The organism is Aeromonas sp. S11(2024) (assembly GCF_041402345.1).
GTDB lineage: Bacteria > Pseudomonadota > Gammaproteobacteria > Enterobacterales > Aeromonadaceae > Aeromonas > Aeromonas veronii.
In genome coordinates, this window is the sequence record NZ_JBGLRC010000006.1 from 1 (window position 1) to 19,830 (window position 19,830).

Consider the following 19,830-nt stretch of genomic DNA (forward strand, 5'->3'; position numbering starts at 1 on the left):
AAGCTAACCGAATGCGGAGCGGTAGTTCAGTCGGTTAGAATACCGGCCTGTCACGCCGGGGGTCGCGGGTTCGAGTCCCGTCCGCTCCGCCACTAATTTGAAGGCCTTCCCAGATGGGAAGGCCTTTTTGCTATGGGCGTTTTTGCCCATAAGACCCGCAGATTTACACACCAGAGCACGGTCTCTCGACTGGGCTTTGGTGTTTTTAGCGTGTTAAACAGCCAGTGTTAGCATTTATCTAGAGGAAGAGAACTAAAACCCTGTCATCTCCTCCATTTTCTATCTATATCAAGATCTTATCTGATGGATTGCTGGCCATTTTAACTGGTTTACTTTTGGCCAAACTCTGTTCATGGTGCGCGATTAGGGTTGTATCTCGCTTATAACTCGGTAGAGTAAGGGCATCTTGAGTTTGCCTGTCCCGTGCCGAGTTTGCCGGGTTCCAGGTGTAACTTGGCCAGTTTTTATCAACCTTAAGTCAGTGGTATCGATATGGAACAAGTAAACAAGTCCACCTTCAGCGATGTACTGGAATATGTGCGTATGTCCCGTCGCCAGAACAAACTCAAGCGTGAAATTGCGGATAACGAGAAGAAGATCCGTGACAACCAGAAGCGCGTGCTGCTGCTCGACAACCTGAGCGACTACATCAAGCCGGGCATGAGCATTGATGATGTACAGGCGATCATCGCCAACATGCGTGCCGACTATGAAGAGCGCGTGGATGACCACATCATCAAGAACGCCGAGCTCTCCAAAGAGCGTAAAGAGCTGAGCACCAAACTGAAGGGCATGAGCTCTCACAAATAAGCGTTCAGCTTTCGCTTAAGAGACACCGGCCACTGGCCGGTGTTTTGTTATCAGCTCGGATCTCTGCCACTCCTGCAACAATCGGCTCCCCTTTTTAGAATTGCCCTGTTACCATCACCACAAAGCGGTCAATAGTTTCAAGCCATTGACTTGAAAAGACTAAGCTTGAGTGAAACACAATAAATTGCGCAACCATGGTGGGGCTGATATGGGCGCATCAGAACAGACGGATTTGACACAAGTGGCATCTCAAGATTCATCTGTCCAGACCTCGGACGGGAACCCAAAGCGCAAGCGTCGTCCCTGGTGGCGTTGGCTGTTCTGTTTTCTCTTTTTATTGTGCCTGGGGGCGGTGATCGCTCTGGTTGGCTATGAGATGAAAACCTCGAAGCTGCAATCTCAGGAGATTTCCCGCTATGCCGCCAAGCTCACCTATCAGGTCGAGCCTGGCCAGAGCAAGCAGATCGCCTTCCCTGAGGATGGCCCGTTCGACAAGCGGCTCGGCTATGTGCAACTGCCGATGATGCAGGAGCGTTTGCTTCAGCGGGGCTATGAAGTCAGCAAGCAGGTGCATTTCTCCGACGCGCTCTATGACTACGCCAGTCGTGGCTTCTTCGTGCCCTATACCGAGAAGGTGCAGGCCGGACTGACGCTGCACGATTGCCGCGCTGAGCCCTTCTATCAATTCAAGTATCCGACCCATCACTATCCGGATTTTGACTCCATTCCACCGCTCGTCATCCAGTCGCTGCTGTTTATCGAGAACCGCGATCTGCTGAGCAACGAAGAGCCGTTGGCCAACCCGGCAGTCGACTGGCCCCGTTTTGCCAAAGCCGCGCTCTCCCAGGTGGGCAAGGCGCTCGATATGCAGGATCAATCTGCCGGTGGTAGTACCCTGGCGACCCAGGTGGAGAAGTATCGCCACTCGCCGGATGGCCTGACCCTGTCGCCTACCGAGAAGATCCGTCAGATGGCCTCTGCCAGCGTGCGTGCCTATCGTCTCGGGCCGGAAACCCTCGAAGCGCGCAAGCTGGTCGCCTGGGCCTACCTCAACTCGGTACCGCTCTCGGCTGCGCCGGGATATGGTGAAGTACATGGTCTGGGAGATGGCCTCTGGGTCTGGTTTGGTGCCAATGTCGATGACGTGAACCGTCTGCTGGACCCCGCCCGCAACCAGAACGCACCGCTGGCCGAACAGGGACTTGCTCTGCGTCAGGTGGTCTCGCTGATGATTGCGCACCGCCGTCCCTCTTACTATCTAGCTCAGGGGCGAGAGGCGCTGGCTACCCTGACCGACAGCTACCTGCGCCTGTTTGTGCAGGAGGGAATGATCACGCCACCTCTGATGGAGGCTGCGCTCAAGGCCAAGATTACGTTTCGTGATTTCCTGCAGTCCCCGGCTATCACCCGGGTGAACAATAACAAGGGGTTGCAGGTTGCCCGTACTCGCCTGAGCCGTCAGCTCGGGGTGCAGCTCTATGACCTCGACCGGATGGATCTGACCGCTGATACCAGCCTCAATATGCCGTTGCAGAACGAAATCTCCCGTTATCTGCAACAGCTGGCCGACCCGACGTTTGCAGCTCAGGTGGGACTGTTTGGTGAGCGCCTGCTCTCGCCGGAGAAGACCGGCGATGTGCGCTACAGCTTCACCCTGTTCGAGAAGTCGCCGGAAGGGTTCAAGGTGCGGGTGCAGACCGACAACACCGATCAGCCGTTCGATATCAACGAAGGCTCCAAGCTGGAGTTGGGCTCAACCGCCAAGTTGCGGGTGCTGACCACCTATCTGGAAATTGTGGCCGAACTGCACGACAACTATGCCGGGATGCCGGTCGAGAATCTGCGGAAATTGGCTGCCGTCTCTCAGGACAACCTCAGCCGCTGGGCCATCTCCTATCTGATGACGGCTCAGGACAAGAGCCTGCCTGTGATGCTGGAAGCGGCGCTGGATCGCAAATACTCCGCCAGCCCCAATGAGGGGTTCTTTACCGGTGGTGGCATGCACACCTTCAACAACTTCCGCCGCGAGGATAACAATCGTATTCCGACGTTGCGTGACTCTCTGCGTGAGTCGATTAACTTGCCCTTTGTGCGGCTTATGCGCGATATCGTGCGCTACAGCCTCTACAAGGAGGGCAACCGTGCCCAGTTGCTGAAGGATGACAAGGATCCCCGTCGTCAGGAGTATCTGGCCAAATTTGCCGACAAAGAGGGCCAGACCTATCTGCTGCGCTTCTGGCGCAAATATCGCGGCAAGACTCCCGAAGAGCAGCTCGATACCTTCCTCGACGGTCTCAAGCCGAGTGCGGTACGTCTGGCGGCGGTTCACCGCTACCTGATGCCGGAAGCCAGCGAAGCGGCTTTTGCTGCCTTCCTGGCGGAGCGGTTGCCGAGAGAGAAGCTGAGCGCCAAGCGGGTCAATCAGCTCTATGTGAGCTATGGCCCGGGCAAGTATTCACTGCCGGATCAGGGCTACATCGCCCGGGTTCACCCGCTGGAGCTGTGGTTGCTGGCCTATCTCAAGGAGTTCGACAAGGCGACCTTTGCCGACGCGGTGGCGGCCAGTCGTGACGAGCGGCAGGAGGTCTACAGCTGGCTGTTCAAGACTCGCCATCGCAGTGCCCGTGACAGCCGGATCCGCACCATGCTGGAGGTTGAAGCCTTCCTCGATATCCATCAGCGCTGGGCCAAGCTCGGTTATCCGTTCGACCATCTGGTGCCTTCGCTGGCGACCGCGTTGGGTAGCTCCGGCGATCGTCCGGCTGCACTGGCCGAGCTGATGGGGATTATCCAGAATGGCGGTGTCCGCTCGCCAACCTTGCGTATCGAGCATCTCTCGTTCGCCAAGGGGACTCCCTTCGAGACCGAGTTTGAGCCGCAGCACACCGAGGGAACCCGGGTGATGCCGGCAGAGGTGGCGGCCGCCCTGCGCAGTGCGCTCTCCAAGGTGGTCGAAGGGGGCACGGCAAGACGTATCGCCGGTGCCTTTACCCTGCCGGATGGCACTGTGCTTCAGATGGGGGGCAAGACCGGGACCGGGGATAACCGGATTGAAACCGTGGGTCGTTATGGCAACGTGACCAGCTCGCTGGCGCGCAACCGCACCGCGACCTTCGTCTTCTATCTGGGTGAGGATCACTTCGGTACCCTGACCGCCTATGTACCGGGTAGCCAGTCTGACAAGTTCCGCTTCACCTCGGCACTGCCGGTGCAGGTGCTCAAGGGGATGGCTCCTCTGCTGACGCCTTACCTGCAACCGGGTTCCCATACCCAGTGTCTGGCGAACCAGTGATGCGAGCGAATTACCGCTCATCACGCAGATAACTGACCAGAAAAACGGGGAGGCTGACAGCCTCCCCGTTTTTATATCCTCATCGGGCGCAGCGGCGCTCGATTGCGATCAGGCGTTCAGTACGAACTGTTCGATCACCTGAGCTACACCATCTTCATCGTTGCGGGCGGTGGTGTGCTGGGCGAGCGCCTTGATCTCGTCGGTGGCATTGCCCATCGCAACCCCGAGGCCTGCGTACTCGATCATATGGCGATCGTTGCCCGCATCCCCGACGCAGATCACCTGATCGGCGGTCAGGCCAAGATGCTCGGCCAGTGCGGCCACGCCAGTTCCCTTGTTGCTCTGCTTGTTCATGAATTCGAGGAAGAAGGGGGCGCTCTGTACCACGGTATAGCGCTCATAGAGCTCAGCAGGCAGTCGCTCGATGGCGCGGGAGAGCTGGGGCGGCTCGTCGATCATCATCACCTTCATGATCTGCTCGTCGGCAGGCAGGGTGGCGAAGTCGATCAGATTGATCGGCATGCCGATCAGGCGAGATTCGTGCTCGGTGTAGGTACTGACACGGGGACTGATGAGGCCCTGGGTGACCGAGAAACCATGGACGTTCACTTCCAGCTCATCAGCCAGTTTGGCGACGGCGCTGGCGTCACTGCCGGTCAGCAGCTGGCTGCGGATGATGCGCTGATCGGCCACCTGTTGCACCAGAGCGCCGTTGTAGCAGATGACGTAGTCATGCTCTGTGGTGAGGCCGAGCTCTTCCAGATAGCGGCTCATCCCTTCCAGCGGGCGGCCGGAGGCCAGCACAACGGTTACCCCTTTGGCGCGCGCTGCGCTGATGGCGGCGTGGGTGCGGGGAGTAATCTGGCCCTGCGGGTTGAGCAGGGTGCCATCCATATCCAATGCGATCAGCTTGTACATCTCTCACTACCTGAGTCTGGGTGGCCCGCCCGGTGGGGCCAAGGAAGTGGCGAGTGTAGCGAAAATCGGCGGCGGGATCACGACCGGTTCAGCGATGGGGCTGTGCCGGTTGAGCTATTTGTGTCCCTCGTAAGGGGTCATCTCCAGGGTTTCATCATGGATGGTCAGGCGGGTAGGGCCTCGGGTGATGGTAACCTTGCGTTTGAAGCTGGCCATCTCGACCTCGATGCCGGAGTAGAGGTGCTGGGTGGCAATGACCTCCATCTGAGCCATCAAGTTTCGCAGCTCTTCCTGGTTGGCGGTGAGCTGCTCATCGAGCTGGGCCAGTTCGGCCAGCTGATGGTCCCGGATCGGTTTGAGCTTGCGCAGGGTATCCGGATTGCGCTTGTCGCTGGGCAGTTGCAGCAACTTCATGACCAGCTCCTTGATTTTTCCCAGCTGGGCCTGACACGCCTGCTGGCGCAGCTTGAGCTGGTGTTCCTGCTCCTTGTGGGTGAAGTAGCCGCCGAGGATCTGCAGCCGGGTATGGTTGGCGGCCTCGGCCCCCAGGCTGGGGGCCATGATCAGGCGATTGGCAATGCAGGTGCCCCCCAGCAGAGTGCCTTTACGCATGTTGCTATCGCCTACCTTGATATCTTGTCCGCTGCGGGAGTAGCAGTGGCTGAGCTGGCTCTGGATCTGGATATCCCCCCCCGCTTCCAGCTGGGCATACTGGGCGTAGCTGGCGTGGATCTCCCCCTGCGCATTGAGTTGGCAAAGGTACTCCCCCTGCTCGTTGCGGCGGCCAATTATGCCGTGGCGTACCGTGATGCTGCCCCCCGCCTCGATCCAGCCCCCTTCGATAAAGCCGCCGATGACGATATCACCGCTGACCCTGATCTTCATGCCCGGGTTGACGTCGCCGCTGACGATTAAGCCCCCTTCAAAATCAATGTGGCCGTGGCGGGCATCCACCTGTTTGACGCTGAGCACCTCGTCCACCTTCATGCCTGCTTTCTCCTGACAGGGCAGGCCAGCCCGACCGGCAATCAGCAGGTCGGGATCGTCGGGGGAGATAAAGGTGCCCTCGCCAGCACTCATCGGGCTGTCTTTGCCATCCTTGGCGGGCAGGTCCTGACCGGTCACGGTAAAACCGGGTACCCCGACGGTGGCCGGATGACGGCGCATCAGCTGAGCGCCGGCCTTGACGGTGACGATGGAGCCGAGATCCCGCAGGTCGACCTTGCCATGCCCGAGCTCCTGCGGTTTGAGGATCCGTTCGGCCGGGGTCTCCACCAGCCGCTCATAGCGAGTGTCCTGACCATTGACGGCAGGCTGGCCGTTGGCAATCACCAGCTTGAGCTGACTGCCGGGGGCGGCCTCCTTGGCTGACTGGATGGCAGCGGTGAGCAGTTGCTCACTCACCCCCTGTTTGATTTCGCTGATGGCGATCGCCTCTTTCAACTGTTCCAGCGTCATATACTTGCCACCCCAGTCGGCAGTGATCTGGGCGATGGCGCTCATGCGATCCTTCTCCACTATTACGGCGAGTCGGGCATCCTGACGCTTGCCGACAGGGATGGGGTTGGCGGGGATGGGGGCGGCAGGGTTGGTGAGCAGGGTATTGAGCAGGCTGATGGCCTGTTTGATCCCCTCGGGCAGCGGCTGATAGCGGCGACAGTTGGAAGCGAGCAGCAGAGCCTGCACATCCTGTTCCGTGACAGGTTTGGTGAGACCGGCGGCAATCCGCAGGCAGACCAGTTCCATATCGCTTGATAGCAGCAACCACTCTTTGCTTAACACCGCATCTCCTTGCTGGATGAGAACGGAACGATCTGCTCGTTCCTCTACTGTCATTTAATCTCTCAATGATTAATAAAGCGAGTCACCAACCCTGAGAGTGGGCAGTATTCAGATATTTCCTCTGAATGGTCAATGAATTGAAGTCAAATCGGTGATGGCGGCCGGATAAATATGGGTGCTGTTTGGCAATGGCGTGAAAAGGCGGATCGCAGCACCAGCAACATAAGGTCGCTGGCAGGGGCGGTGGTTATCAGCTGTGCTGGGCTGTTCTGGCCAGGGTGAGGTAATCGCCGAGCACCGGCTCACCCAGCATATGGCGGCGCAGCATGTCGAGGGCGGCAAAGGCGAGGATCTTGCGGCGGCTCTCCGGGTCGGGGTGGCTGACCTTGACCGTCTGACCGATGTGCATGCCATCGGCGCTGAGCAGCAGTGGCACCCCCTCTGCACCCTCTCGCCCAATGGTCAGTTGCAGGCCTGCATCGGTTGTCGGCAGTTGTGCCAGCTCATCGGCCAGTAGCGTACTGAAGTTGGCCTCCAGCCGGGTATGGCCGTGACAAAGCGCCAGCAGGGCGCCGCCACTCTCTCCCTCCAGCAGAGCCAGCGGTTTGCCTTGCAGCAGCTCGAGGATCTGCTGCGCCGGTTCCGTATCTCCGCTGCCAACCAGCCAGGGGCGGATCGTATCCAGCAGTCGGCGCTCTGCACTCTCCATGTCAGCGGCACTGGCGCCGTGGCCGATCAGTTTCAGCTCGATAAGGGGCATGGAGGAGCGGTAACCCAGCTCGATGCCGGCTGGCCAGGGGTCGGCATCAAGCATATCGCTGAGCGCCGACTCCGAGACGCCGAAGGTGTAAAAGCGACGCAGCTCGGTATCGATCTGCGCACCGGCCAGCTGTTTGAGGCGCGGCAGAATTTGCTCGCGCACCATCTGCTTGAACTCGAACGGCACGCCCGGGGTGAAGAAGAGCTGACTCTGGCCATTTCGCACCACAAAGCCGCAGGCGGTGCCAACCGGGTTGTCGAGGATCTCGCTCCCCTGCGGCAACCAGGCCTGTTTGGCATTGCTTTGTGCCATGGAGCGGCCACGGCTGGCGTAGCGCGCTTCGATGGTAGCGAGCCATTCGGGGAAGAGGGTGAGCGGTTGTTCAAAGGCTTCAGCGGCTGCCTGAGCAGTGAGGTCGTCGGCGGTGGGCCCGAGCCCGCCACACACCAGCACCACCTCGGCGCGGCTGGCACTCTCTTGCAGCACCGTTTTCAGGTCAGCGAGGTTGTCACCCACCGTCAGGCGACGGCGCACCTGCCACCCCTGTTCCAGCAGCAGAGCGCTGAGCCAGGCCGCATTGGTATCCACCACCAGACCCGTCACTATTTCGTCTCCGGTACTGATGATCTCGATACGCATGGCAGGCTCCTTGGATTAAACGGGTGGCAACGGTTGGTCTTGGGCCAACACAATCAGGCTTTGTTGTGCTCGAAGTAGTAGCTGATCCGGGTACGCGGATTGAGGTACTCGAACACGGCGGGCGGCAGCCGTTTGGGGTGGATCACCTTGGCGATCGAGAGTTCGGCTTGCTGCAGGTCGATGATGGCCGCTTCCTGACGGGGAATGCGCGGATCGTACACCAGCACCGAGGGGTAGAGCAGGCGGGAAGCGTTGACCGACATTACCAGCCCCACCTGACCGTTGGAGAGTTGCACCACGCTGCCGGGGGGATAGATCCCCATCAACCGGATCAGCATGCTGAGGTACTCCGGATTGAACTGCGCCTTGCGCTGCTTGTAGAGGCCGCTCAGGGCCGAGTAGGGCACCTTGGCCTGCATGTGGCAGAGGTTATCGTACTCGTTGATCAGCGACACCATCTGGGTCAGCGGATCGAGCTGGCCACCCTTGAGCCCTTCCGGCCCGCTGCCATCGAGATATTCGTGGTGATGGAGCACGATCCCCTTCGCCTCGGCCGGGAAATCCTTGGCCAGATTGAGCAGATCCAGCCCGTAGCGCGGGTGCTGGGCCATCAGGTTCTGTTCCGGCTTGGTCAGCGGCTCGGTCTTGCGCAGGATCTGGCTCGGGATCTTCAGCTTGCCGATATCGTGGAACAGCGCCCCCATGCCAACCTGACGGATCTCGTCGGCCGTCATGCAGCACTCCTTGGCCAGCAGCATGCTGAGCACACTCACATTGAGGGAGTGGAAGTAGAGGTTGTTGCCATCCTCGCTGTCGGAGACCAGATGGAGCACCATCTCATCCACCGAGAGCAGCTGTTCTGTCATGGCGTTGACCAGCTCCTGCGCCTCGCCGATGGCATTGAGGGGGCGGGACTGGATCTTGCTCATCACGCTGCGCACCTGCGCCAGCGACTGCTGGAACTGCTTCTCGCACTGCTGCAGATTGCGGCGATAGAGTTGCAACTGCTCGATGCGGCGATCCTTCTCCTGCTGCATCTGGGCCTGGCGCTGGGCGGCGTCTGCGCTCTCTTGTTGCTGAGGCTGTACCTGATTGAGAGGCTTGGGCGGAACGTCGCTCTTGTCGGGAATGATGGTGACCAGTTTCAGGCCGAGACGGCGGATCAGCTCGATCTCTTCTTCACTTTTGATCTTGAAGCTGGAAAACAGGAACGGGTGTTCGCGCCACCCCAGTGGCAGGGATACATAGTTGCCGACTTGCAGTCGATCTACGGAAATCTTGATACCGGTCATTATCTTGGAAGCAGGAGACACACTGAGCCGTATGCTAGTCAAAGGCGGGGGTGAATACAAAAGGTATCTGATGACAGGGCAGGAGCTTTATTATAGGCTTCTGGATGTCCAGACATATTTACTGATGCAGTACAGGGAGTAAGCATGCCGATCAAGATCCCGGATCAGTTACCCGCCGCCGAAGTGCTGGGGCAGGAGAACATCTTCGTGATGACGGAATCCCGGGCCGTCACCCAGAACATCCGCCCGCTGCGGGTGCTCATCCTCAACCTGATGCCAAAGAAGATTGAGACCGAGATCCAGTTGATGCGGATGCTCTCCAACTCGCCGCTGCAGGTGGATGTGGATCTGCTGCGCATCGATGACAGGGAGTCAAAGAACACGCCGCAGGCCCATCTGGAGAACTTCTATCACGACTTCGAGCAGGTGCGTGGCAACAACTACGACGGCATGATCATCACAGGGGCGCCACTCGGGCTGGTGGAGTTCGAGGAGGTGGTCTACTGGCCGCGCATCGTCGAGATCATCGAGTGGTCCCATCAGCATGTCACCTCCACCCTGTTCCTCTGCTGGGCGGTGCAGGCGGCGCTGAAAGCTTTGTATGGTATGGAGAAGCAGACCCACGGCGAGAAACTCTCCGGGGTTTATCGCCACCATCGCCTCGATGAGCACGAGCCGCTGCTGCGCGGTTTCGATGACGAGTTCGTCGCCCCCCACTCCCGTTACGCGGCGTTTGATGGCGATCTGATCCGTGCCCAGACCGACTTGCAGATTTTTGCCGAGTCAGAAGAGGCGGGAGTCTATCTGGCGGCCACCAAGGATTGTCGTCAGGTGTTTGTCACCGGCCACCCGGAGTACGATGCCCTGACGCTGGACGGGGAATATCAGCGGGATCTGGCGGCAGGGCTCGACCCGACCATTCCGGTCAACTACTACCCGAATAACGATCCGGGCAAGACCCCGCGCGCCAGCTGGCGCAGCCACGGTCATCTGCTGTTTGCCAACTGGCTCAACTACTACGTCTATCAGCTCACCAGCTATCGGGTGGAAGATATCGGCAAGGTCTTTACCTACGATCAGGGAGGCAAGTAGTCAGTCGCCCTGCGCCAGCCGCTCGGCCAGCTGGTCGAGCCATTGGCGGTGGCAGGCCAGGGTAAACGCCTTGGGTCTGTGGGCCTTGATGGCGGCCATCGCCTCTTGCTGTGGCTGGCCGAGGGTCATCAGCAGCGCGGCGGCGACCAGACCGGTACGACCGCTGCCCCCTTTGCAGTGGATGACCAGATGTTTGCCATCCCCCAGCAGCTCGCGCAGCTGTGGCAGCGCCTGTTGCCAGGCAGCCTCGAAGTCGGCATCGGGGGCCAGATCATCCTCGATGGGCAGATGGAACCAGCGCATCCCTTCGTGCTCGACCTGCTGGCCGAGCTGCGCCAGTTCGAGTCGGATCAACTCGGCGCTTGTCATCAGGGTCACCACCCCGTGGGCTCCGGCCAACCGCAGTTGATCGAGCGCCAGGGTCAGCGGCACCTGCTGGGTGCCGGGGCAGGGGGTCAGCAGCAGCTGACCGTCGACACGGGGAACCTCAAGGCTCCAGAAGGGGTGATACGGGTGCATGGCGGATCCTCGCGTGGTGGCCGCAGGGCTGCGACCGGTGAATGGCGCCAAGGATAGGCGGGGCAGGGGGGATGTCAATGGCCGTTGTGTTTGCCCCGGTTTACGGGCAGAGTCTAAAAAATTGAGCGGTTCAAGGAGTTAAGATGAGAAACCTGGATCAACTGGATTTGGATATCCTGGCCCATCTGTTTCGGGATGCGGGCATGACCAACAAGGATCTGGCCGCGCTGGTGGGCGTTGCCCCCTCCACCTGTCTGGAGCGGGTGCGCAAGCTGCAGCAGGATGGTGTGCTCAAGGGAGCGCACTGCGAAGTGGATTATCAGGCCCTCGGTGGTCACATTCAGGCCATGGTCTCCCTGCAGCTGGCACGTCACAGCCGCCAGATCATCGATGCTTTCCGCGATGCCATTCTGGCGCTGCCCGAAGTGATCAGTCTGTTCCACATGGGGGGCAAGGATGATTTTCTGGTGCACCTCTGTGTCTCCGACACCGAGCACCTGCGCAACTTCGTCTTCGATCACTTCACCTCCCGCGAAGAGGTGGTGCACCTCGAAACCTCGCTGGTATTCGAGCACAAGTTCAGCCGCTCCCTGCCCTGCTTTCCCCAGCCATAATGGCCAGTGGGCCGACGGTATGGATAGATGGAAAAAAACCGCCAGCTGGCGGTTTTTTCTATTCTGCTATGGGTTGAATCTGCACGGGGTGTTCAATTGGCGGCGGTGCGTTCATCCTTGGCCGTCTGATAGAGACTCTTCTGATAGGCCATGCTGCCCCACAGGGCAAGACCAAGCGCATCCTCCTTCAAGGCGTCCGACTGCGCCGCCAGGGTCAGCTTCTCGTTGGCATCATCGTAGACATAGCCCTCTGCCGCCCGTTCCGGTTGCAGGATCACCACATCCTTGCCGCGCATCAGGGCGAAGTTCTTGTCGTACTGCATGATGGCGCGCCCCGGCCAGTCGGCGGGCATGCGGGTCAGATCCTTGCCGAGCATGGGGTAGTCGGCACTGATCCCCATCAGTGAGAGCAGGGTCGGCGCCATGTCGATCTGGCTGACGACGCGCGGATCTTTTCTCGGCACTATGCCGTCGCCCACGATAATCCCCGGAATATGGAAGCGGGGGATGGGCACCAGACTGGCGCCACCGACCCGGCTGTCGTGATCGGCGATGACCAGGAACAGGGTGTCCTTCCAGTATTCGGACTGTTTCGCCCTCTTGAAGAACTCGCCGATGGCGTAATCCGCATACTTGGCCGCGTTGTTGCGGGTCTGCTTGGGTTGCTCGAAGAGTTCGATGCGGTTGTCCGGGAATTCGAACGGATCGTGGTTGCTGGAGCTGAACACCAGACTGAAGAAGGGCTTACCCTCCTTGTGCAGCGCCTTGAAGGTCTCGTCGGCCTTGGCCATCAGATCCTCGTCGGAGGCGCCCCAGGAGCCCTTGAACACCGGATTGTCGAAATCCTTCTGTTCGACGATGGTGGTGAAGCCGTTGCCGAGGAAGAAGCTGCGCATGTTGTCGAAGTGACTCTCGCCGCCATAAATAAAGCTGGTGTCGTAACCCCGCTGTTTGAGCAGATCCGCGATGGTAAAGAAGTTGGTCTGGCTCTTGCCGAGTTTGACCACCGCCTGTGCCGGGGTCGGCGTGAAGCCGGTCAGTACTGCCTCGATACCGCGCACCGATCGGGTGCCGGTGGCGTAGAGCTGCTCGAAGGCCCAGCCCTGCTGCGACAGGGCATCGATGTTGGGGGTGAGTGGCAGGCCGCCGAGGGAGCCGACAAACTGGGCGCCCAGGCTCTCCTGCAGCAGGATCACCAGATTCTTCGGTTTACCCTGGAAGCTCGCCTGGTTGAAGGTCTGGCTGGGCAGCAGATCGGAGTTGAAATCACTGGCCGGACGGCCACTCTCCTTGCGCATGACCTCGAGCACCTTCTGAGGGGTCATCTCACCGTAAAACTGGCCTGCATCTTCCTCGGCGCCCATCTGCTTGATGGCAAAGAAGAGGGAGTAGGCGGAGTTGACGGTGAGCGAGTTGACCAGCGGATCCTCGGCAAAGGCGACCATGGCCGGGTTCAGGGCGCGGTGGCCGAGACTGGAGCGGGCACCGAGAAAACCTATGGCCAGAATGAGCAGGGCGAAGGCCGGACGCAGATACCAGCGGGGGAAGTTGAGGCCACGCACCAGACGGCCGCTCAGCCACCAACCGCCGGTCAGCACGGCGCCACTGAAGAGTACCGCCAGCAGCAGCTCGGCTTTGCGGCCCGCCCACAGCATGGCGAATACCTCTTTCGGATAGATGAGGTACTCCACATAGAGGCGGTTGGGGCGCACGCCATACTCGGTGACAAACGAGGGGGTGGAGATCTCGAGGAACAGCATCAGCCAGAATCCGACGGTCAGCCAGACGCGCATCAGTTGCAGCCAGCCCCGGCCGATGGCGTGGGGGCCTGCCAGCAGCAGAGTGAGCATGGCGGGGACACCCCAGACCCAGCAGAGGGTTGCAAAGTCGACCCGGATCCCTTGCAGCAGCATCTCCTGCCAGCCGGCCACGGCATCCACTCGTTCCAGTTGCCATATACCGAGGGCGATTCGGCTGAAAGAGAGAGAGAAAAGCGCGAGCGCGCAGAAGACGGCGAAGGGCCAGAACGGGCCGAGTCGCTGTTTTAGATCTGTCATGTTTGTTCCTGAATGAGACTCTAAACGTCTGTCCACAGACGTTTTTTTAGTTGTTGTGAGGTTATGACAGATCGAGTTGGTTAAGGTTGCATTCAAGTTTGTTAAAAGTCGGCATTAACACATTTATCATCTAAAAATGTGATGTCACGCCACTAATGAGCACAGCATAATCTGCTGGGTAAAATGTGAGCCACAGCGTGTATGGATGGAGCGCTGGTGTTTATAATTGCCGCGAATTATCTCAATCGGAGCCGAAGGGATGCCGGTCTTTATCGATGTCGAGTATGTGCGGGGATGGCGCCTGTTTCTGGTGTTATCGGATGGCACCACGGGAGTGCTGGATCTGACCCCCTGGCGAACCCAGCCGCTGTTTGCAAAGCTGGAGAGCGAGCGTCACTGCGCCCGGGTCTTCATCAACCGCCACCACCAGCTGGAGTGGCCTGTTGGCTGCACGCTATCCGCCCATGAGGTCTATCACCTCATCTCTCCCATCGATGAGCGGGAAGCCTTCAGCTAATCCCCATTTTTTGTGAGCCAACGCCAGATTCCTGTTACTGGAATGTTTGCCCGTTTGCCTTTCTGAGCCAACTTGGGTAAAACCTGCGCAACATTTTGCCAACTTGCCTTCGCTTCACCTGACAGAGGCTTGCCGCTTTCGCGCCGCAGGCCTTTTTTGCGGCCTGACGGCAAACCTTTCCCTTGGTGAAAGGTTTGGTTGGTTGAATGAAAATAACAAAACAAACAAATACATAAGGAAAATGTATGGCTTGTCATATGCGCACACCCCTTGCCCTGCTGGTTGGTGGGCTCGCCTGTCACGGCGCTGCCGGTCAGGAACCGGTGCAACAGCTGGATCCCATGGTGGTGGTGGCAACTCGCCCGGCCAGCACACTTGAAGTGACGCTGGATCCCAAGAAGCCCGGTTCCCCCATGCCCGCTGCCGACGGCGCCGGTTATCTGAAGAATGTCACCGGGATGAGCATGGTGCGCAAAGGGGGGCTCGGTGGCGATCCCGTGCTGCGGGGGATGGGGATGTCACGCCTCAACGTGCAGATGGATGGCGGCATGCTGGCCGGTGGGTGTGGCGGCCGAATGGACCCGCCCACGGCCTATGTGTTTCCCCAATCCTTTGACCGGATCCGGGTGCTGAAGGGGCCGCAATCCCTGGAGCAGGGTGCCACCCTGGCTGGAACTGTGCTGTTCGAGCGGGACAGGCCCGAGTTCACCGCACCGGGCCTCAAGGCCGATGCCTCGGCCCTCTATGGCAGCTTTGGCCGTGATGATCAGATGGTGGATATGACGGCGGGCTCGACCGACGGTTATCTGCGCGGTCAGTTCACCCACTCCGACAGCGACGATTACCGCGATGGTCACGGCAACGAGGTGCGATCTTTCTATCGCCGCGAGAACGGCACCGCCCAGCTGGGCTGGACGCCGGGGGAGCACACCTGGCTGGAACTCACCGCCGAGCGTAGCAATGCCCGTGCCGCCTATGCGGACCGCACCATGGATGGCCCCATGTTTGATCGCGAATCCTTCGGGCTGAAGCTCAAGCAGGAGCAGATCACCACTCACTGGCAGCGCAGCGAGCTGACCCTGTGGGACAACTACATCGACCACATCATGGACAACTTCAGCCTGCGGCAAAACAGCACTCCTAAATCCCTGAGAAACCCTGATCGCCGCAATACCGGCGGGCGCTGGGCCAACGATATCGCCCTGCCTGCCGACTGGCTGCTGACCGCCGGGCTAGACAGCAACCGGGATCAGCACCGCAGTCGGAGTGGGGTCGACTATGCCACCAAGGATCGCCAGCGCACCCTGCGTTTCGAGCAGCAGGGCGGCTTCGCCGAACTGGGTCGTCAGCAGGGGGCTCACAGCTACAAGGGCGGTTATCGTCAGGATAGGGTCGAGACAACTCGCTATGGTGCGGGGGATCAGACTCTCTACAGTGAGACCGAACACCTCGACAGCGGTTTCGGTCGCTATGAGTACCAGTGGTCGCCCCGCTGGTCCAGTTATCTGGCGTGGGGACAGGCAGAGCGGGCGCCGGACTACTGGGAGCGCAGCAAGGACAGTACCCCGTTCACTCTCAACCCGGAGCGCAGCCGCCAGTGGGATGCGGGGTTGGCTCTGCGCAGCCGCGAACTGGACCTGACCCTCTCCCTCTTTAGCGCCGATATCAAGGACTACCTGCTCTACAACAGCAAGTCGAACAAGGTGCGCAATATCGATGCCCAGACCCGGGGTGGCGAGCTGGAGGGGCGCTGGCAGTTTGCCGAGCAGTGGCGTCTCGATGGTGGTCTGGCGGTGGTCTACGGCGAAAACCAGAGCGACAACAAGCCGCTGGCCCAGATGCCGCCGCTTGATGGCAAGCTGGCGTTGGGCTGGCAGCCGGACGAGGCGCTGAGCTTTACCCTGCTGGGGCGCGCGGTGGCGGCGCAGGAGCGGGTGGACATCGGTTCCGGCACCGTGGCGGGTCAGGATCAGGGGGAGACTCCGGGCTTCTTCACCATGAACCTGAGCGGCGCCTGGCAGTTTGCCAAAGGGTGGCAGCTTTCGGCCGGAGTAGACAACCTGTTCGACACCTTCTACTACGAGCACCTCTCCAAGTCGGTGCACGCCAGTCAGGCCGGGCTTGGCTATGAGCAGAGCGGCCGCATCCCCGAGCCGGGTCGCTCCTACTGGCTCTCGCTCAACTACCGTTTTGCCTCGGTAGGGGTGCTCTAACCAGTTGAGTCAGATAACGTTTTCAGTCACAGACACCGCTGTGTGAGCATCGCTATCATGGTGAAAAACAGGCGTATCAGACGCCTGCTCTCACAGCGGGAACATAACAATGAAACAGGGAACGTTACGCTATGGCGGCCTGCTCGGGGCCGCCCTGTTACTTGCGGCTTGCGGCGGCAGCGGTAGTTCAGGTGGGGAGAGCGCTCCCCCCGTCGTCAATCCGCCGGTCACCCACCCTCCGGTCGCCACGGCCAGTCGTGCCTGCTATGGCGACGATCAACCCGCCTGCAACCTGCGCATCTATCAGGTGATGGTGGAGTCGTTTGCCGATGGTGACGGCAGTGCCAACTACGGCGTCGGCTATGGCCCCTCCCAGCACAACGGCGATCTGCAGGGGATCATCGACAGTCTCGACCACATCAAGAGTCTCAACGTCAACGCCATCTGGCTCACTCCGGTGTTCGACTCCTGCGCGGGGCAAGGCGGCGATAACAAGCTCGATGCCACCGGCTACTTCGCCTGCGACTTTTTCACCGTGGATCCCAACTTTGGCAGCAATGCCAAGCTCAAACAGCTGGTGGATGGGGCGCACCAGCGCGGCCTCTACGTCTTCCTCGATGGGGTGTTTGGCCACGTCAACAAGGTGGGGATGAGCAAGCCCTCGCCAGAGGGGCGTCTGCCAGCCCTCACCAGCGGCGGTGCGGGTTATCCCGGCCAGCTGGTGGATTACAGCAAGCCGGAGAGCCTCGCCTACTTCAAGGAGGTGGCCCGCTACTGGGTCGAGCAGTACGGTATCGACGGCTGGCGCCTCGATCAGGCCTATCAGCTTGGGTTGGATGATTGGCGCGCAATTCGCAGCGAGGTGGAGCAGGCCAGCGCAACGCGCAAGGCGGCAGGGCAGCAGTGGGGCACCCTTGGCTACATGGTGGGCGAGGTGTGGAAGGGGGCTGACGATATTCGCGCCCAGGCTTACGGCAGCAGCGACAATCCGGCGCTTTCCTCGGCCTTTGACTTCCCGTTGCGCTACGGCATCGTGCAGGCGCTGGCGGTGGAGGAGTCCGGCAAGGGCGGGCAGGGGGCCAGCGTGCTTGACGCCAGCTGGAACAAGGTGGAGAACTACCCGAATCACGCCATGCCGAACCTGATGCTGGGCAACCATGATCTGGTGCGTTTTGGCGATCTGCTGGAGCGCGGCAACTTCAAGTCGGCCGAGTACTGGCAGCGCCACAAGGCAGCCTTCAGCTTTATGGCGGCCCGCTCCGGCCCCATCACCTTCTACTATGGCGAGGAGTTTGGCGACGAGGTGCCGGGTTTTGCTGCCAAGGTCAGCGGTGACTGTGCGGCGCAGGGCTTGTGCGACGATCATGTGGCCCGCAGCGACGGCAAGGTGCCCGCTGTCACCGGTTTTGTGCCGGGTAGCGAACAGGCTGAGTTGAAAGAGTGGCTCGCCCAGCTGCTGGCGATGCGTGCCGCGCACCCCGCTCTCTATCAGGGAGAGCGAGTCAAACTGGTGGCCGAGGGTAGTCTCTATGGTGACATCAAGCAGACGGCGGGAGAGCAGATAGTCTACCTGCTTAACCTCTCCACCACAGCGCTTAGCTACAACCTGCCGACGGGCAAACTGCGCAGCGGTAGTGCGCTGGTGGATCTGCAAAGCGGCGAGAGTCTGGCCATCGGCGGCAGCAGCGTGACGGTGGAGATACCGCCCTTGAGCGGGCGTTTCCTGCGTCTGCAATAAGTCAGCCACAGCACGCTTTGATATGAGAGAGGGCCCCATCGCGGGGCCCTCTCTGTCATTGCGGGCGACAAAGTCATGGCGGGTTATGCGGTAGTCTGGCCCCGGTTTTCCAGCCGCTGGCGGAAGGCGCGGGCCAGTCGCTCGTAGAGATCCTGCGCCTCCTTGTCTTCGATATCGCCGCGGATCCAGGGGTTGTCGACGATCTCCAGCAGCACGCAGTCACGCCCTTGCTGGCGCAAATCGAGCCCGTAGAGGCCATTGCCGAGCTGATGCACGGCACGGCGAGCGGTCTGCAGTACCCGCTCCGGCACCTCGTTAAGCGGCAGCGCCTCGATGCGGCTCATGTCGAGGGGGTGCTTGCGGCGGCGAATGCGGTTGCCCGGTTCGGGCCGGTAGCGGCGACAGGCGAACAGCGGCGAGCCGTCGAGAAAGCCGATGCGCCAGTCAAACTCGGCGGGGATCCGGCTCTGCACCAGCAGCAGGGCGGAGCGGCCCAGCCCCTCGTCCAGCAGGCGGGCCAGCTGCTGCTCGTCGCTGGCCATGGCGAGATCGCGCCCCTGCGCCCCGTCGGGCACCTTCACCATCAGCGGCAGGCCGAGCCGCTGCACCAGCTCATCCACATGGTGGCGGCCGCGGCGGGTCACCACCATGGTGGGCGGCATGGGTACGCCGCTGCGCACCATCAGCTCGTAGAGGTAGAGCTTGTTGCTGCAGGCTAGGATGGCGCGGGAGCTGTCGATCACCGGCATCTTGAGCTGTTCGGCGCGATGGGCAAATTCGAAGGTGTAGTGACCGACCGCGGTTTCGGCACGCAGCCAGAGGGTGTCGAACTCCGGCAGCCGCTCTATGGCTGACGGTGGCAGGATCTCGGCCCGGATGCCCTGGGCGGCGGCAGCCCGGATAAAGCGCTCCAGCGCCAGCCCGTCACTGCTGGCACGGCCATCATCGGGGTCGACCAGAATGGCGAGCTGATAGAGCGGCGCCGCCTGCTCCTCGTCACCGGTCCCCACCAGTGCCTGAGCGTGGTGCAGCATCAACTCTTTCTCGCTTGGGCTCAGCTCCAGCGGCGACAGGCTCTGCTGCTGGCGTACCGACCAGCCGTGGCGGCCGCGCTTGAGGGTCAGCTCCTGCAGCGGCAACTGGCTGAGGCCATAGTAATAGCGCGCCAGCCCCGCCAGCTCGCTCTGTTCACACTGGCCGAAGATGGCACGTACCCGGATCCGATCCTCGCTCTGCTGGGCCAGCCACCCTTGTGCCTTGCGCCACAGTTTGGCCGGTGGCTGCTGGGGTTGCAGCCGGCTGATGGCCTGCAAACCCGGCAGGCAGTGGTGGCCGCGGGCCTGGGCCAGCAGCGAGCAGTAGTAGCCTGCGCTCAGGTGTTCCAGATTGCGGCAGAGGTTGATGATGCGGGGTCGGCCGCCGGTGGTCGGCACGCCATGTTGCAGATAGGTGCGGGCGGTCAGCAGATAATCGGAATGGCAAGGCCAGTCGCCCAGCTCTTCGACGATGACATAGGTACTCATATTTTCGGCTCCACAGATCAGACTGCCTGAACAGGCAGGATCCCCAGTGGGCTTCGATGCACCG

15 protein-coding genes and 1 tRNA gene are annotated in these 19,830 nt (G+C 60.6%); 8 read left to right on the top strand and 8 right to left on the bottom strand.

Translation table 11 applies throughout. The features are described 5' to 3' along the window. The first annotated feature begins 15 nt into the window (after nucleotides 1–15). From ACB040_RS07160 to ACB040_RS07170, 3 genes are all read left to right on the top strand, one after another. Nucleotides 16–92 (top strand) — tRNA-Asp (locus ACB040_RS07160). Between the two features lie 400 nt (nucleotides 93–492). Next, nucleotides 493–810 carry a PTS system regulator TmaR gene (gene tmaR, locus ACB040_RS07165; protein ID WP_005336024.1) on the top strand — a complete coding sequence of 106 codons (318 nt, stop codon included), beginning with the start codon at nucleotides 493–495 and terminating at the stop codon, nucleotides 808–810. 208 nt (nucleotides 811–1,018) lie between these two features. Continuing rightward, complete coding sequence (locus ACB040_RS07170; RefSeq protein WP_075116006.1) at nucleotides 1,019–4,102, top strand: transglycosylase domain-containing protein; 3,084 nt, start codon at nucleotides 1,019–1,021, stop codon at nucleotides 4,100–4,102. A gap of 108 nt (nucleotides 4,103–4,210) precedes the next feature. On the opposite strand, the gene yidA is transcribed toward ACB040_RS07170, so the two are convergent. The 4 genes from yidA to ACB040_RS07190 form a co-directional block, all read right to left on the bottom strand. Next, nucleotides 4,211–5,020, bottom strand: a complete 810-nt coding sequence (gene yidA, locus ACB040_RS07175; protein ID WP_005363212.1) for a sugar-phosphatase — start codon at nucleotides 5,018–5,020, stop codon at nucleotides 4,211–4,213. 114 nt (nucleotides 5,021–5,134) lie between these two features. Next, nucleotides 5,135–6,802 (bottom strand): DUF342 domain-containing protein, encoded by a 1,668-nt coding sequence (locus ACB040_RS07180; protein WP_371153974.1) that lies wholly within the window; start codon nucleotides 6,800–6,802, stop codon nucleotides 5,135–5,137. A gap of 250 nt (nucleotides 6,803–7,052) precedes the next feature. Next, the gene (locus ACB040_RS07185) at nucleotides 7,053–8,201 is read right to left on the bottom strand and encodes a CinA family nicotinamide mononucleotide deamidase-related protein (RefSeq protein WP_338772719.1); all 1,149 of its coding nucleotides are present in this window, start codon (nucleotides 8,199–8,201) and stop codon (nucleotides 7,053–7,055) included. 53 nt (nucleotides 8,202–8,254) lie between these two features. Further along, nucleotides 8,255–9,493: a DUF3391 domain-containing protein gene (locus tag ACB040_RS07190; RefSeq protein WP_005336014.1), complete on the bottom strand. Its 1,239-nt coding sequence runs from the start codon at nucleotides 9,491–9,493 to the stop codon at nucleotides 8,255–8,257. A gap of 144 nt (nucleotides 9,494–9,637) precedes the next feature. Here ACB040_RS07190 and metA point away from each other — a divergent pair, with 144 nt between their 5' ends. After that, nucleotides 9,638–10,585 (top strand): homoserine O-succinyltransferase, encoded by a 948-nt coding sequence (gene metA / locus ACB040_RS07195; RefSeq protein ID WP_005336005.1) that lies wholly within the window; start codon nucleotides 9,638–9,640, stop codon nucleotides 10,583–10,585. Here the strand turns inward: metA and ACB040_RS07200 are convergent, their stop codons facing one another. Next, nucleotides 10,586–11,104, bottom strand: coding sequence for a cyclin-dependent kinase inhibitor 3 family protein (locus ACB040_RS07200; RefSeq protein WP_043825993.1), 519 nt, complete (start codon nucleotides 11,102–11,104; stop codon nucleotides 10,586–10,588). It lies immediately after the preceding gene. Between the two features lie 143 nt (nucleotides 11,105–11,247). Here ACB040_RS07200 and ACB040_RS07205 point away from each other — a divergent pair, with 143 nt between their 5' ends. Beyond that, complete coding sequence (locus tag ACB040_RS07205; RefSeq protein ID WP_005336001.1) at nucleotides 11,248–11,718, top strand: Lrp/AsnC family transcriptional regulator; 471 nt, start codon at nucleotides 11,248–11,250, stop codon at nucleotides 11,716–11,718. 92 nt (nucleotides 11,719–11,810) lie between these two features. Here the strand turns inward: ACB040_RS07205 and ACB040_RS07210 are convergent, their stop codons facing one another. Then, nucleotides 11,811–13,775 (bottom strand): LTA synthase family protein, encoded by a 1,965-nt coding sequence (locus ACB040_RS07210; protein WP_338772717.1) that lies wholly within the window; start codon nucleotides 13,773–13,775, stop codon nucleotides 11,811–11,813. A 259-nt stretch (nucleotides 13,776–14,034) separates the two neighbouring features. Between ACB040_RS07210 and ACB040_RS07215 the strand changes: the two genes are divergently transcribed. Next, the gene (locus ACB040_RS07215; RefSeq protein WP_005335997.1) at nucleotides 14,035–14,292 is read left to right on the top strand and encodes a DUF2442 domain-containing protein; all 258 of its coding nucleotides are present in this window, start codon (nucleotides 14,035–14,037) and stop codon (nucleotides 14,290–14,292) included. Here ACB040_RS07215 and ACB040_RS07220 read toward each other — a convergent pair. After that, nucleotides 14,289–14,549 (bottom strand): hypothetical protein, encoded by a 261-nt coding sequence (locus ACB040_RS07220; protein ID WP_338772716.1) that lies wholly within the window; start codon nucleotides 14,547–14,549, stop codon nucleotides 14,289–14,291. The two genes, ACB040_RS07215 and ACB040_RS07220, sit on opposite strands and share 4 nt — an antisense overlap. Here ACB040_RS07220 and ACB040_RS07225 point away from each other — a divergent pair. Together ACB040_RS07225 and ACB040_RS07230 are read left to right on the top strand one after the other, a co-directional pair. Next, the gene (locus ACB040_RS07225) at nucleotides 14,538–16,505 is read left to right on the top strand and encodes a TonB-dependent copper receptor (protein ID WP_338772715.1); all 1,968 of its coding nucleotides are present in this window, start codon (nucleotides 14,538–14,540) and stop codon (nucleotides 16,503–16,505) included. The two genes, ACB040_RS07220 and ACB040_RS07225, sit on opposite strands and share 12 nt — an antisense overlap. A 109-nt stretch (nucleotides 16,506–16,614) precedes the next feature. Then, on the top strand, nucleotides 16,615–18,243 hold the full coding sequence (locus ACB040_RS07230) for an alpha-amylase family protein (protein WP_338772714.1): 1,629 nt from the start codon (nucleotides 16,615–16,617) through the stop codon (nucleotides 18,241–18,243). An 83-nt stretch (nucleotides 18,244–18,326) separates the two neighbouring features. Here the strand turns inward: ACB040_RS07230 and ACB040_RS07235 are convergent, their stop codons facing one another. Beyond that, a complete protein-coding gene (locus ACB040_RS07235; RefSeq protein ID WP_338772712.1) occupies nucleotides 18,327–19,766 on the bottom strand; it encodes a RimK family protein in 1,440 nt (479 codons plus the stop codon). Nucleotides 19,767–19,830: the final 64 nt, after the last annotated feature.